This window comes from Streptomyces sp. ATLC9 (genome assembly GCF_057196705.1).
In genome coordinates this window covers 1-14267 of sequence record NZ_JBXUOY010000127.1, presented here as the reverse complement: position 1 = coordinate 14267, position 14267 = coordinate 1, and the positions used below count along the sequence as shown (strand labels likewise).

Sequence of the window (14267 nt, the reverse complement as noted above, 5' to 3'; positions counted from 1 at the left end):
GGGCGCCCCCGAGCGCGGCGACCTGCCCCCGGGCGGTTACCGGCTGGCGGCCGGGCGTGCGGACGGCGCGGACGGCCCGGGCGGCACTGTGGCGCTGGCGGGCGTCGGCCCGGACGGGCTCTTCCACGCCGCGCAGACGCTGCGGCAGCTGGTGACCACCGGCGAGGGCGGGGCGCGGATCACCGGGGCCGTCGTGCGCGACTGGCCCGCCTCGCCCGTGCGCGGCACCACGGAGGGCTTCTACGGCGAGGCCTGGCCGCACCGGGAGCGCCTGGCCCACCTGGACTTCATGGGCCGCACCAAGCAGAACCGCTATCTGTACGCGCCCGGCGACGACGCGTTCCGCCAGTCGCGCTGGCGCGAGCCCTACCCGGCCGAGTGGCGCGCGCGGTTCCGCGAGCTCGCCGAGCGCGCCCGGCGCAACCACGTGGTGCTCGGCTGGGCCGTCTCGCCGGGACAGTCGATGTGCCTGGCCTCCGGGGACGACCGCAAGGCCCTGCTGCGCAAGATCGACGCCATGGCGGCCCTGGGTGTGCGGGCGTTCCAGCTCCGCTTCGAGGACGCCAGCTACACCGAGTGGCACTGCGGCGCGGACGCCGAGCGCTACGGCACGGGCCCCGAGGCCGCGGCCACCGCCCACGCGGAAATCGCCAACGAGGTGGCGGCGCACCTGGCGGAGCGGTACGGCTTCGGGCGCGACGCGGTTCCGCTGTCGGTGCTGCCGACGGAGTTCTACCAGGACGGCCCGACCGAGTACCGCGACACGCTCGCCGAAGAGCTGGACACGGACGTGGAGGTGGCCTGGACGGGGGTGGGGGTCGTGCCCGCCACCATCACCGGCGGCGAGCTGGCCCGGGCCCGCACCGTCTTCCGCCACCCGCTGGTCACCATGGACAACTACCCGGTCAACGACTACGCCGGCGACCGCGTCTTCCTCGGTCCCTACACCGGCCGGGAACCGGCCGTAGCCAACCGCTCGGCGGCGCTGCTGGCCAACGCCATGGAGCAGGCGACGGCCTCCCGCCTGCCGCTGTTCACCGTCGCCGACTACGCCTGGAACCCGCGCGGCTACCGGCCGCGGGAGTCCTGGAAGGCTGCCGTCGAGGACCTGGCGGCGACGGGCGGCGGGGAGACGGGGACCGAGCGCTCCGGGGAACGGGCCCGCCGGGCGCTGCACGCCCTGGCCGCCAACAACTCCTCCTCGGTGCTCGACGAGAGGGAGTCGGCCTACCTCGCCCCCCTGCTCGACGCCTTCTGGAAGGCCCGCGCGGGCGAGGACGACGAGGAGTTCGCCGCCGCCTCCGACCGGCTGCGCGAGGCCTTCGCCGTCCTGCGCGACTCCCCGGAGGGCCTGGCTCAGGTCGCCGGCGGCGCCCTGAGCGAGGAGATGCGCCCCTGGGTGCGGCAGCTGGCCCGTTACGGGCTGGCCGGCCGGTACGCGGTGGACATGCTGGCCGCCCAGCGGCGCGGGGACGGCGCCGGGGCGTGGAAGGCGCGGCTGGAGCTCCAGCGGCTGCGCGCGGAGGCCCGCGGGAGCGGGGTGACGGTCGGCGAGGACGTGCTGCCCGCCTTCGTCGACAGGGCCCTGAAGGCCGCCGACGACTGGTCCGGCGCGGGCGGCGGAGCGAAGCGGGCCGGGCGTTCCGGCGAGCGGGTACGCGGCGGCCCCGAACCGTTGCCGGGATCCCCGCCGGAACACGCCGCCGACGGCGACCCGGCCACGGCCTTCCGCGCCGCCGAGGAGCCCGGGCCCGGCGGCGACGAGGGGGAGGGCGGCGGTGACGAGCTGGTGCTGCGGCTGCCCCGGGCGCGTTCCCTGGCGGCCGTCACCGTCCAGTCCGAGCCGGGCGCGGGCACCCGCGCGGCCGTCGAGGCGCATGTGCCGGGCGAGGGCTGGAGGCGGCTGGGCGCACTCTCCGGGGAGGGCTGGACGGAGGTGGACACCGGCGGTCTGCGGGCGGACGCCGTACGGCTGGTCTGGCAGGACGGTTCGAGGCCTCCGGTGATCCACGAGCTGACGCCCTGGTACTCGGACTCACCCGGAGCCGGGCTGGAACTCTCCCGCGAGGAGGCCAACGCCGTCATCGGCGGCGAGCCGGCCGCCGTCGGGGCCCGGCTGACCGGCCACCGGCCCACCGACGTGCGCGGCCGGCTGACCGTGCGGGCGCCGGAGGGCTTCACGGTGCGGGCCCCGCGGCGGGTCACGCTCCGGCGCGGCGTGCCGGCGGCTCCGGAGATCGAGATCAGCGCCGGGAAGGACGTACGGCCGGGCACGTACCGGATCCCGGTCACCCTCACCGCCGAGGGCGAGAGCCTGCGGAGGACTCTGACGGTGCGCGCCTATCCGCCCACCGGCGGACCGGATCTGGCCCGGGGCGCGAAGGCCGGCTCCTCGGCCGACGAGACCGGGGACTTCCCCGCCTCGGCGGCGACCGACGGCGATCCCGGGACCCGCTGGTCCTCCCCCGCCGAGGACGGCCAGTGGCTGCGGGTGGAGCTGGACCGCCCGGCCCGGATCGGCGAGGTGCGGCTGCACTGGCAGGACGCGTACGCCTCCCGTTACCGCGTACAGGTCTCCGCCGACGGCAGGGCCTGGAGCACGGCCGCGACCGTCCGCGACGGGCGGGGCGGCCGGGAGACGGTGCGGATGGACGCGCCCGCCGGCACCCGCTACGTGCGGATCGTGGCCGATGAGCGGGCGACCCGCTTCGGCGTCTCGCTGTGGTCGCTGGAGGCCTACGCCGTGCAAGAGCCCGAGCGGGACGAGGAGAAGGCGAGGGAGGGGGCCGGGGAGCGGCGGGAGCGGGAGTAGGGTCCGGGGCGCGCCGGACACGGGGCCGTCACCGGCCCCGCCGCCGGCCCCGTACGGGAGGGCCCGGACCTCAGGCGGGTGTCGTCGTTCTGCCTTCGATCCGGGCCAGGGCGTCGTCCGCGCCGTAGGGCCGCAGATACGGCAGCCAGCGCGGGTCCCGGTGCCCCGTTCCGATGATCCGCCAGGCCAGGCCGCTGGGCGGGGCGGGCTGGTGGCGCAGTCGCCAGCCCAGCTCCGCCACGTGGCGGTCGGCCTTGACGTGGTTGCAGCGGCGGCAGGCCGCCACGACGTTCTCCCAGGAGTGCTGCCCGCCGCGGCTGCGCGGTACGACGTGGTCGACGCTGGTCGCGACGCCACCGCAGTACGCGCACCGGCCGCCGTCGCGGGCGAACAGGGCGCGGCGGGTGAGCGGCACCGTGCCCCGGAAGGGCACGCGCACGAAGCGTTTGAGACGGACGACGCTGGGGGCGGGTATGGCCTGGGTCGCGCTGTGCATGAGGGCGCCGGAGTCCTCCAGGCTGATCGCCTTGCCGTTGAGGACGAGTATGAGCGCGCGGCGGAGCGGTACGACGCCGAGCGGCTCGTACGACGCGTTGAGGACCAGGACGTGCGGCACGGTGCCTCCTTGTACGTCGGCGGCGCGTGGCTCGCGCCGGGACGATCTCCCCCAGTGTGTCCCGCGCCCCGGTGGCGGCGCCACCACGATCGCGTAACGCGCTGAGCGTGTTTTCGACCACACGCTGTTCCTCCCCCGCCTGGTGCCGCCACTACCCCGGGTGACGCGGCCCGTCCAGCGAGGTGTCCCCCGTTAGTGTGTTGTGAGTGGATTCCATGGACGAGGCGCACAGGACCGCCACCGACACCGCGGGCTGGATAGAGGAGAACTGGGGGACCTGGCTCGCCGTCGGGCTGCGCATCGCGCTGATCCTGGCGATCGCCGTCGTGCTGCGCTCGGTGGTCAGACGGGCCATCACCCGGCTGATCGCCCGGATGAACCGCAACGCCGAGGCCGAGGCCAGCGGCAACGCCCTGCGCGGCCTGCTGGTCAACGCCGAGCGGCGGCGCCAGCGCACGGAGGCCATCGGCTCGGTGCTGCGCAGCGTCACCACCTTCGTGATCATGGGGACGGCACTGCTGATCGTGCTGTCCACCCTCGGCATCGACCTGGCCCCGCTGCTGGCCAGTGCCGGTGTGGCGGGCGTGGCGATCGGCTTCGGCGCCCGCAACCTGGTCACGGACGTGCTGACCGGGATGTTCGTGCTGCTGGAGGACCAGTACGGGGTCGGCGACCGCATAGACGCGGGCGAGGCCACCGGCACCGTCCTGGAGATCGGGCTGCGGGTGACCAAGCTGCGCGGCGACGACGGCGAGATCTGGTACGTGCGCAACGGCGAGATCAAGCGGGTCGGCAATCTCAGCCAGGGCTGGGCGACGGCCGCCCTGGACGTGGAGGTCCGCTCCGACGAGGACCTGGAGGAGGTCTGCTCGGCGATCGCCGCGGCCGGTGAGGGGATGTCGACCTCCGCGCCGTGGGACGAGGTCCTGTGGGCGCCGGTGGAGGTGCTGGGCCTGAACTCGGTGACGCTGGACAGCATGACCATCCGCGTCTCGGCCAAGACGATGCCGGGCAAGGCGCTGCCGGTGGAGCGCGAGCTGCGCCGGCGGGTCAAGCGGGCGCTGGACGCGCTGGGCGTCCGGATGGTGGACGAGGAGTCGCTGGCGGCGCTGCGGAGGCTGGACGAGGAGCTGGGGGCGCCGGCCCACGCGCGGGACTCCGGCCGGGCCCGGCTGGAGAAGGGGCCCGCGACGGGAGCGGCGAAGGAGGCGGTGGACCCGCCGAAGGACGCCCTGAGGGATCCGGTGAAGGCCCTCGTGAAGGGGCCGGAGGATCTCGGGCGGGGCTCGGGCGGGCCGCGGCGGTAGGACGCGGCGGACGTACGGGAAGCGGCACGGGCCCGCCTCCGCCGCGTCCGTTGACGCCGGCCGGAGGCGGGCCCTACTGTCCCTGCGAAACGACAGGAAACCTTCCTAACAGTTAATGGAGGGCAGGGGCCGATGGCCGGAACCGCTCCGGGAACGCCCCGGGTGCTGCGCGCGATCAACGACCGCGCCGCCCTCGAACTGCTGCTCGCGCACGGCTCGCTCTCGCGCGGCCGCATCGGCAGGCTGACCGGGCTGTCCAAGCCGACCGCCTCCCAGCTCCTGGCCCGCCTGGAGGCCGCCGGGCTGGTCCGGGTCGCCGGCGCCGGCGAGGGCCGCCCGGGGCCGAACGCCCAGCTCTACTCGCTGAACCCGGCCGCGGCGTACGTGGCCGGGCTCGACGTCACCGCCACCCGGATCCGCGCCGCGGTCGCCGACATCACCGGCCGTACCGTCGGCTCCTTCGAGGTACCCGCGCCGGGGCGCTCCGGGAGCGCCGGGGATTCCGGGGACACCGCGGCTCCCGGGCGGCGGTCCGCCGGGCCGGTCGTACGGCGGGTCGTGGCCGCCGTGGACGGGGCCGCCGGGGCCGCCGGGCTCACCCGGTCCGCCCTGCACCGCGTCGTCATCGGCACCCCGGGGGCCTTCGACCCGCGCACCGGAAGGCTGCGCTACGCCTCCCACCTGCCCGGCTGGCACTCCCCCGGCCTGCTGGAGGAGCTGGCCGCCGCGCTGCCGGCGCCACTGGAGTACGACAACGACGTCAACCTCGCCGCCGTCGCCGAGCACCGCCTGGGCGCCGCCCGGGGCCACGACGACTTCGTCCTGCTCTGGAACGGGCAGGGCCTGGGCGCCGCGCTGGTACTGGGCGGGCGGCCGCACCGCGGCTGGACCGGCGGCGCGGGCGAGGTCGGGTTCCTGCCCGTCCCAGGCGCCCCGCTGGTCCGTCGGGTGGCCCGCGCCAACAGGGGCGGGTTCCAGGAGCTGGCGGGCGCGCGAGCGCTGCTGCGGACGGCGCGCGAGCTGGGCATCGAGCCCCCTTCCGGCCGGGACGGCGAGGCGGCGGCGGAGCTGCTGGCCCGGGCGGTGGAGCGGGCCGGCCCGGAGACCGGGCAGGACGGCGGCGGCCGGGGCGGCGGCCCGTACGGCGAGTTGCTGCGGCGTACCGCCACCGGGCTGGCGACCGGGCTGGCCGCGCTGGTCGCCGTACTGGACCCGGAGCTGATCGTGCTGTCCGGCGGCGTGCTCGCCGCGGGCGGCGAGGTGCTGCGCGCGCTGGTGCGGCGGGAGCTGGACGAACTGGCCGCCCCCCGGCCGCGGCTGGTCCTCGGGACCGTCACCGGGCACCCCGTGCTCAGCGGGGCGCTGGAGAGCGCCCTGGCCGCCACCCGCGACGAGGTGTTCGACACCTCCCGCTGAGACCCGCGCCGATACCCGCGCCCGGACGTTCGTTCCGCTCCCGAGCTCCCAGGAGGCAGTCCCGTGAAACTCGCAGTGGTGGGCGGCGGGTCCACCTACACCCCCGAACTCGTCGACGGCTTCGCCCGGTTGCGGAAGACCCTGCCGGTCACCGAACTGGCCCTGGCCGACCCGGCCGGGGACCGGCTGGAGCTGGTGGGCGGGCTCGCCCGCCGCATGCTCGCCCGCGCCGGCCACCCGGCCGCCGTCACCACCACCGGCGACCTGGACGCGGCCGTCGCCGACGCCGACGCCGTGCTGATCCAGCTCCGTGTGGGCGGCCAGGCGGCCCGCGAGCGGGACGAGACATGGCCGCTGGAGTGCGGCTGCGTCGGACAGGAGACCACGGGCGCGGGCGGACTGGCCAAGGCTCTGCGCACCGTCCCCGTCGTCCTGGACATCGCCGAGCGGGTGCGCCGCGCCAACCCCGGCGCGTGGATCGTCGACTTCACCAACCCGGTCGGCATCGTCACCCGCGCGCTGCTGAACGAGGGCCACCGGGCGGTGGGCCTGTGCAACGTCGCGATCGGCCTCCAGCGGAAGTTCGCCGCCCTGCTGGAGGTGGAGCCCGGCCGGGTGCACCTCGACCACGTGGGGCTCAACCACCTCACCTGGGAGCGGGGGGTGCGCCTGGGCGGGCCAAAGGGGCGGGACGTGCTGCCCGGGCTGCTGGCCCGGCACGGCGCGGCGATCGCCGCCGACCTGCGGCTGCCCGAGCCACTCCTGCACCGGCTGGGCGCCGTGCCCTCGTACTACCTGCGCTACTTCTACGCGCACGACGAGGTCGTGGCCGAGATGCGCGAGCGCCCCCCGCGGGCGGCGGAGGTCGCCGCGATGGAGCGCGAGTTGCTGGGGATGTACGCCGATCCGGCGCTGGACACCAAGCCGGAGCTGCTGGCCGGGCGCGGCGGCGCCTACTACTCCGAGGCCGCCGTCGCCCTGACCGCGTCCCTGCTGGGCGGCGGGCGGAGCGGCGCGGACACGGGCGCGGGCGCGCAGGTGGTGAACGTCCGCAACGACGGCACCCTGCCCTTCCTCCCCGACGACGCGGTGGTCGAGGTCCCGGCCGTGGTCTCCCCGGCGGGCGCGGAGCCGCTGCCCGTACCGCCCCTGGACCCGCTCTGCACCGGCCTGGTCTCGGCGGTGACGGCGTACGAGCACCTGGCCCTGGACGCCGCCCTGCGCGGCGGCCGGGACCGGGTGTTCGCCGCGCTGCTGGCCCACCCCCTGATCGGTCAGTACGCCCTCGCCGAGAAACTGACGGACCGTCTGCTCGCGCACAACCGGGAGTACCTGGCATGGGCCTGACCCCCGCCGCGGCGCTGGCCGTCGACGCGGGCAACAGCAAGACCGACGTGGCGCTGGTCTCGGCGGACGGGACGGTGCTGGGCTCGGCGCGCGGCGGCGGCTTCCGGCCGCCGGAGACCGGGGCCGGGGCAGCCGTCGCGTCGCTGGCGCGGACGGTGGCCCGGGCGGCCCGGGACGCGGGTCTGGACGCGGCGGATCCGGACGCGCGGCCGGGCGTCCCTCTGGCCGGGCATGTGTCGGCCTGCCTGGCCAACGCCGACCTGCCGCGCGAGGAGCGGGAGTTGGCGGAGCGGATCGACGACGCCGGCTGGGGCCGCACCGTCCGCGTGGCCAACGACACCTTCGCGATACTGCGCGCGGGCCTGCCCGACGACGGATCGCCCCGGAACGGGGTCGCCGTCGTGTGCGGTGCGGGGATCAACTGCGCCGGTGTCACCGCCGACGGCCGCGTCCACCGCTTCCCCGCCGTCGGCCGTCTGTCCGGGGACTGGGGCGGCGGAGGAGGGCTGGCGGAGGAGGCCCTGTGGCACGCCGCCCGCGCCGAGGACGGCCGGGGCGAGGACACCGAGCTGGCCCGGGCGCTGCCCGCGCACTTCGGGCTGCCCGGTATGTACGCGCTGATCGAGGCGTTCCACCTGGGCGGTCTGCCGGGCGGGCGCAGGCACGAGCTGGTGCCCGTCCTCTTCACCCTGGCCGCGCGGGGCGACGCCGTGGCCCGCTGTCTGGTGCACCGGCAGGCCGAGGAGATCGCGGTGATGGCCTCGGTGGCGCTGGAGCGGCTGGACCTGCTGGGGACCGAGGTGCCGGTGGTGCTGGGCGGCGGTGTCGCGGCCGCCCGGCACCCGCTCCTGCACGACCGCCTGCTCGCCCTGCTGGCCGAGCGCGCCCCGCTGGCCACCGCTCATGTGGTCACCGCTCCCCCGGTCCTCGGCGCCGGTCTGCTGGCCCTGGACCGGCTGGGGGCCGGGCCCGTCCCCTGCGCCCGGCTGCGCGCCCACTACGCCGAACGCGCCGCGGGCGCCTGAGACGCGTTCCCTCCCCACGTGTTCGGGCCCCCTCCCCACGCGTGCCCGGGCGCGCGTGGGAGGGGGCCCGAACACGTGGGGGCGCGTCCCCGGCCCGTCGGAGGCCGAGGGCCCCGGGGGCGGGGAACCGGGTGGCTCGCGTCAACAACGCGCCGGAGGAGTACCGCCGGTGTGGGCGGGGCAGTCCGCGGATGGCCGTACACGGGCGGCGTCCGGCCGACAAGATGGGAGCAGCGGATCCGGTGCTCCCCCGGCCCACCGGGGCCGGGCGGACGCCGGGCGCGGCACGGACGCGTACGGGACGCGAAGACGACACGAGCGGCGAGGTGACCGATGGGGGACGACGGGGCTGCCGAACCGGGCGGACCGGTGATGGCCCGCGAGGAGGTGGACCGTGCCCTGGCGCGGTTGGCGGCGGAGCACGAGGCGGTGGAGACCTCCTTGTACGCGCTCCAGGACCACGCGGGGCGCAGGCTGCTGGAGGGCGCCGAACTGACCGGGATCTCCAAGGAGCGGTGGGCGCGGACGGAGGAGGCCGTCTCGCTGCTGTGGACGTACTTCGACGCCTTCACCGCCGCGCTGGAGGCCGCGCGCGAACTGCGCGGTGGGAGCCGCTGGCCCGGACCGGAGGACCTGGCCGAACTGACCGCGCGGCTGCGCGGCCCGGCGGTCGCCGTCCCCGCCGCCGACGGTTCCGGTTCCGGTTCCGTCGAGCGGATCAGCCTGGCCGAGTTGGTGGCCCGGATGAACGGCTGGTACGCCCGGGCCCTCGACACCGTCGCCGCCGCCGACTCCGTGTGGTCCGCGCTGCCCGCGCGGATAGACATGCTCTCCGCCGAACTCAAGCGCATCCGCTCCCTGGCGCACTCCGTGGGCGTGCGCCCCGGGGAGCATCCGGCGGGCGACGACCTGGAGCAGGTCACCGCGGAGCTGACCGCGCTGCGTGCCGGGGTGGTCGCCGATCCGCTGGCCTTCTGGGCGTCGGCGGGCGGGAGTTCGGCCCCCGGCGGCGGGCGTCCCGACACCGTACGGTACGACCGCGCGGCCCGTGCCCTGGAGGACGTGCGGCGTGAGATCGACGCCGTGCTCCAGGTGCGGCAGGACGCCGAGCAGCGGCTGATGCGACTGCGCGACGTGCTGTCGCGGGCCGACCGGACCCTGGCCGAGGCCAGGACGGCGCGCGGCGAGGTGCTGGCGAAGATCGCGGCGGTCGAGGTGCCCGCGGTGAGCGGGCCGCCGACCGCCCTGTACGAACAGCTCGCGCTGGCCGCGGAACACCGGCGGCACGCCCGCTGGCACCGGCTGTCACCGCTGCTGGAGAGCCTGGAGGAGCGCGCGGACGAGGAGTTGGAGCGGGCCCGCGCCTCGCTGACCGACGTGACCGCGCCGCTGGCGGTGCGTGCGGAGCTGCGCGGCCGGCTGGACGCCTACCGCGCGCGGGTGGCGCGGCGCGGGGCCGCCGACGACCCCCTGCTGGCGGAGCGGTACGACGCCGCCCGGCGGTTGCTGTGGAGCGCGCCGTGCGATCTGCGCGCGGCCGAGCAGGCGGTGCTGCGCTACCGGGACGCGGCGCTGGAGGTGCCGGTGCCGCCCGGACCCGCGGACGACGGGCCCGCGCGTGGAGAGGGGGAGCTCCGGTGAGCCGGGCGGTCTCCGGCCCGCCGGAACCCGGTCCGCGTGACCGCGGGGGGCGGGTTCGGACCTGATGCGCCGGGAACGCTTGACCACCGGGGCACCCGGTGGAGTGACGGAGGAGGTGTGCCGTGCGCCCACCAGTACCCATGGTGTCACGGTGCCGCCTCGGGGACGCCTCCGCAACACCACACGGACCCTATTGTGAAGTCATGGACGAGACGACACGCATCACGCTCCGCCTCCCCGTCGACCTCCACGAATGGCTGGTCGCCCAGGCCGGGTCCGCCCGCAGATCCCTCAACTCCGAGATCGTCTACCGCCTGGAGGTCGAGCGCGCCGCCGAAGCCGACGGCGAATCGCGCTGAAGGCGGTTCGCCGCTCCCCGTCCCGCCCCCCAGAAGTCAGCCCCCTCCCGTCGGCGGGAGGCGCCCCCACCCCCGGCCCGGAGGCCGGGACACCATCGAAGGAACCCGGTGATCATGCCGCAGCCCGACCGCCCTTCCGTCTGCCCCCGGTGCCAGGAGCCGCTGGAGGACGGTGATCTCCATCGCGGCGCGTGCGGCGCCGGTCCGGCGGCCGGGACGGGCGGCTCGCAGCCCTCCGCCCCTCCCCTGATCCCGCCGCCTCCGGCGGCGCCGCCCATGCCGCCCATGCCGCCCGTACCGCCGGTGCCTCCCGCGGTCCCACCGGCCGGGCCGGACACCGCACAGGGCGGGTCGGACTACGTCCTGCCGCCTCCCGCCCCGCAGGCGCCGCCGCCCGTGCCGCCCGTGCCGCCCGGACCCGCCGTTCCTCCCGCGGCCCCCGCCGGGCAGGCCGGTCCGCCGGGACCGGACCCACGCCAGGACCCGCCCCCGGCCGGCGGGACCGCGGGAGGCGCCGGCGGGGAGGAGCGGTGCGTCGCCTGCGGCACGGGCGCCGTCGACGCCGAGGGCCGCTGCGAGCACTGCGGCCATGCCCAGCCGCGCGAACGCGACCACATGGAGGAGGAGTCGGAAGGGGTGGCGGCGGTCAGCGACCGGGGGCTGCGCCACCACCGCAACGAGGACTCCTTCGCGCTCTCGTCCGCCCCGCTGCCGGACGGTTCCCCGGCCGTGATCGCCGTCGTCTGCGACGGGGTGTCGTCGGCGACCCGCCCGGACGAGGCCTCGGCCGCCGCCGCCGAGTCCGCGTGCGCCTCCCTGCGGCGGTCCCTGCCGCGCGGCGCCGACCCCCGGCAGGCCGTGCACGACGCCCTGGTGGCGGCCTCCGAGGCCGTCAACGCCCTGGCCCCGGAACCCCGCGACCCGGTGGAGAACGCCCCGGCCTGCACCATCGTCGGCGCGGTGGTCGCCGCGGGCCTCCTCACCGTCGGCTGGATCGGCGACAGCCGCGCCTACTGGGTCCCCGACGACCGCTCCGCCACGCCCGCCCGGCTCACCGAGGACGACTCCTGGGCCGCCCAGATGGTGGCGGCGGGCCTGATGGAGGAGGCCGAGGCCTACGCGGACGCCCGGGCGCACGCCATCACCGGGTGGCTGGGCGCGGACGCCTACGAGATCGCCCCGCACACCGCCTCGTTCACCCCGGACCGGCCGGGCGTGGTGGTGGTGTGCACGGACGGGCTGTGGAACTACGCCGAGTCCGCCGGGGAGATGGCCGCGGCCGTCCCGGCCGACGCCCGTACCCACCCGATGCGGTCCGCCCGGCACCTGGTGGGGCACGCGCTGGACGGCGGCGGCCACGACAACGTGACGGTGGCGGTGCTCCCGTTCTCCGCGCCGCCCGGCTCTTGAGCCGGGCCGCGGCCGGGCGGGAACGGCCCGGAGGCGGTGAGGAAGGCAGTGGGCATGACCGGCCCCGCGCCCGGTACTGTTCCGCTGACGGCGGTGGCCCCCGGGACCGGCGGGACCACCGAGCGCGCGGCCCGAAGGCCGGGGCGCGCGGAGAAGCGAACGACCGAGTGACGCGACACGGAGCCGCGCGGAGGGGGAAGGACCGACATGCCGACTTGCCCGAACGGCCATCAGTCGGCGGCCGAGGACTGGTGCGAGGTGTGCGGCCACCGCATGGCCTCCGCTCCGGGTGTGCCCGCCGGTGCCGTCCCGCCGCCCCCGATGCCCGGCCGGGGCGGTTACGGCTATCCCGGTCCCGGGGGCGACTCCGCGGCGCAGGGCGAGCCGTGCCCGCGGTGCCGTACCCCCCGCGAGGGGCGGTCCCCGGTCTGCGAGGAGTGCCGGTACGGCTTCCCCACGCACTCCCCCGCCGCCTACGGCCCGCCTCCGCCCGCACCGCCGCAGCAGATGCCCGGCGGCAGCATGGGCGGGCTGAACCTGCCACCCGGTTTCCAGACGCAGGGCCCGCCCGGCCCGCCGTCTCCGCCCGCGCCCCCTCCCCAGTACCACGCCCAGCCCCCGCACGGGCAGCCGCAGCACGGGCAGCCCGACTACGGGCAGCAGCCCGGCTACGGCTACCCCCAGCCCCCGCAGCCGCCCCGGCAGCCGCAGGGGGGCGGCGGTGACGACTGGACGCTGCCGCCGCCCTCGCACGGCGGGCAGCAGCCCGGCCCGCACGGGCAGCCCGGCTACGGCCGCTCCGACTACGGGCAGCAGCCCGGCTACGGCTACCCCCAGCCCCCGCATCAGGAGCCGCAGCACCAGCAGGGGCCGCAGCACCAGCAGCAGCCCGCGAACTGGGCGGTGACGGTCGGACCCGACCACGAGTACTTCACCGCGATGATGCGGCGCAGCGGCCCCGAGGCGGCCGGGCTCAACATGCCCCCCTACTCCGCCGAGCAGCACGTCCAGCTCAGCGGCCCCCAGGTCACCATCGGCCGCCGCCGCCACTCCACCGGCGAGTCGCCCGACATCGACCTGGGCCGCTCGCCGGAGGACCCGGGGGTCTCGCACCAGCACGCGGTGCTGGTGCGGCAGCCCGACGGCGGCTGGTCCGTGGTCGACCAGGACTCCACCAACGGCACCACCATCAACGGCGCCGAGGACCCGATCCAGCCGTTCGTCCCCGTCCCGCTCCGGGAGGGCGACCGGGTGCACGTCGGCGCGTGGACCACGATCACCCTCCGCCGGGGCTGACCCCCGCGGCCGGCTCGGGAGCCCGGGGGCTCCCGGGGCTCCCGAGCCGCATCCGGTCGCCGGATGAGACCGGCCCGGATCCGGCCGAATACCGGAAGGTGATATTCCGGCACTAGCCTCCGTCCTGTGACAGACGCCGCGATCACAGTCGAGGGACTGCGCAAGCGGTACGGGGACGTACAAGCCGTCGACGGGGTGTCCCTCACCGTCGAGCGCGGCGAGTTCTACGGCATCCTCGGACCGAACGGCGCGGGCAAGACGACCACCCTGGAGATCACCGAGGGTCTGCGCAGGCCGGACGAGGGGACGGTCCGGCTGCTCGGCGAGTCCCCCTTCCCCCGCGATCCGGCGCTGCTGCGCCGCATGGGCGTCCAGCTCCAGGCCTCGGCGTTCTTCGAGAAGCTGACCGCCCGCGAGCAGATACACACCTTCGCCTCCCTCTACGGCGTCTCCGCCGAGCGCGCCGACTCGATGCTGGAGACCGTCGGCCTGACCGAGAAGGCCGGCACCCGCGAGAACAAGCTCTCCGGAGGCCAGGCCCAGCGGCTGTCCATCGCCTGCGCGCTGGTCCACGACCCGGAGCTGGTCTTCCTGGACGAGCCGACCACCGGTCTCGACCCGCAGGCCCGCCGCAACCTGTGGGACCTGCTGCGCGCCATCAACGAGGAGGGCCGCACCGTGGTGCTCACCACGCACTACATGGACGAGGCCGAGACCCTGTGCGACCGGGTCGCGGTGATGGACCACGGCCGCGTGCTGCGCGTGGGCGCGCCCTCCGAGCTGATCGGGGAGCTGGGCGTGGACTCCCTGGAGGACGTCTTCCTCCAGCTGACCGGACGGGAGTACCGCCAGTGAGCGCCGGAACGTTCACCAGCCTCTCCAGGGCGATGGCCCTGGGCCTGCTGCGGGACCGTACCGCCGCCTTCTTCATCGGGGCTCTCCTTCGTGGATACCCCGTCCTTTAGGGCGGGGAGGAAACGAAGCTCCTGCGGAGCAGGGCAGGGAACGCCGGTTCGCCGCCAGGGCGGACCGGCGTCC

General features: G+C 76.3%; 11 protein-coding genes. 10 read left to right on the top strand and 1 reads right to left on the bottom strand.

Features of this window, described 5'->3' with window-relative positions:
- On the top strand, positions 1 to 2812 hold a 2812-nt coding region (locus AC2CJA_RS14920; protein ID WP_484603185.1), incomplete at its 5' end, for a glycoside hydrolase family 84 protein.
- A gap of 70 nt (positions 2813 to 2882) precedes the next feature.
- Here AC2CJA_RS14920 and AC2CJA_RS14915 read toward each other — a convergent pair.
- A complete protein-coding gene (locus AC2CJA_RS14915) occupies positions 2883 to 3428 on the bottom strand; it encodes an HNH endonuclease (protein WP_093849161.1) in 546 nt (181 codons plus the stop codon).
- A gap of 215 nt (positions 3429 to 3643) precedes the next feature.
- On the opposite strand from AC2CJA_RS14915, the gene AC2CJA_RS14910 reads away from it, so the two are divergent.
- The 9 genes from AC2CJA_RS14910 to AC2CJA_RS14870 all read left to right on the top strand — a co-directional run bounded on the left by AC2CJA_RS14910 (position 3644) and on the right by AC2CJA_RS14870 (position 14084).
- A complete protein-coding gene (locus AC2CJA_RS14910; protein ID WP_484603186.1) occupies positions 3644 to 4735 on the top strand; it encodes a mechanosensitive ion channel family protein in 1092 nt (363 codons plus the stop codon).
- 132 nt (positions 4736 to 4867) lie between these two features.
- On the top strand, positions 4868 to 6151 hold the full coding sequence (locus AC2CJA_RS14905) for an ROK family transcriptional regulator (RefSeq protein WP_484603184.1): 1284 nt from the start codon (positions 4868 to 4870) through the stop codon (positions 6149 to 6151).
- A 63-nt stretch (positions 6152 to 6214) separates the two neighbouring features.
- On the top strand, positions 6215 to 7498 hold the full coding sequence (locus AC2CJA_RS14900) for a family 4 glycosyl hydrolase (protein ID WP_484603183.1): 1284 nt from the start codon (positions 6215 to 6217) through the stop codon (positions 7496 to 7498).
- Complete coding sequence (locus tag AC2CJA_RS14895; protein WP_484603182.1) at positions 7489 to 8523, top strand: N-acetylglucosamine kinase; 1035 nt, start codon at positions 7489 to 7491, stop codon at positions 8521 to 8523. Before AC2CJA_RS14900 ends, AC2CJA_RS14895 begins: the two co-directional genes overlap by 10 nt.
- 333 nt (positions 8524 to 8856) lie before the next feature.
- A complete protein-coding gene (locus tag AC2CJA_RS14890; RefSeq protein ID WP_484603181.1) occupies positions 8857 to 10164 on the top strand; it encodes a hypothetical protein in 1308 nt (435 codons plus the stop codon).
- A gap of 203 nt (positions 10165 to 10367) precedes the next feature.
- Positions 10368 to 10523 carry an Arc family DNA-binding protein gene (locus AC2CJA_RS14885; protein ID WP_484603180.1) on the top strand — a complete coding sequence of 52 codons (156 nt, stop codon included), beginning with the start codon at positions 10368 to 10370 and terminating at the stop codon, positions 10521 to 10523.
- A gap of 114 nt (positions 10524 to 10637) precedes the next feature.
- The gene (locus tag AC2CJA_RS14880; RefSeq protein WP_484603179.1) at positions 10638 to 11933 is read left to right on the top strand and encodes a PP2C family protein-serine/threonine phosphatase; all 1296 of its coding nucleotides are present in this window, start codon (positions 10638 to 10640) and stop codon (positions 11931 to 11933) included.
- A 207-nt stretch (positions 11934 to 12140) separates the two neighbouring features.
- Positions 12141 to 13229, top strand: a complete 1089-nt coding sequence (locus tag AC2CJA_RS14875; protein ID WP_484603178.1) for an FHA domain-containing protein — start codon at positions 12141 to 12143, stop codon at positions 13227 to 13229.
- Between the two features lie 126 nt (positions 13230 to 13355).
- Positions 13356 to 14084, top strand: coding sequence for an ABC transporter ATP-binding protein (locus AC2CJA_RS14870; protein ID WP_484603177.1), 729 nt, complete (start codon positions 13356 to 13358; stop codon positions 14082 to 14084).
- Positions 14085 to 14267: the final 183 nt, after the last annotated feature.

Coding starts and splice junctions, on each gene's coding strand:
- AC2CJA_RS14895 (WP_484603182.1), top strand. CDS start 7,489: ATGGGCCTGACCCCCGCCGCGGCGCTGGCCGTCGACGCGGGCAACAGC.
- AC2CJA_RS14885 (WP_484603180.1), top strand. CDS start 10,368: ATGGACGAGACGACACGCATCACGCTCCGCCTCCCCGTCGACCTCCAC.
- AC2CJA_RS14880 (WP_484603179.1), top strand. CDS start 10,638: ATGCCGCAGCCCGACCGCCCTTCCGTCTGCCCCCGGTGCCAGGAGCCG.
- AC2CJA_RS14890 (WP_484603181.1), top strand. CDS start 8,857: ATGGGGGACGACGGGGCTGCCGAACCGGGCGGACCGGTGATGGCCCGC.
- AC2CJA_RS14875 (WP_484603178.1), top strand. CDS start 12,141: ATGCCGACTTGCCCGAACGGCCATCAGTCGGCGGCCGAGGACTGGTGC.
- AC2CJA_RS14910 (WP_484603186.1), top strand. CDS start 3,644: ATGGACGAGGCGCACAGGACCGCCACCGACACCGCGGGCTGGATAGAG.
- AC2CJA_RS14905 (WP_484603184.1), top strand. CDS start 4,868: ATGGCCGGAACCGCTCCGGGAACGCCCCGGGTGCTGCGCGCGATCAAC.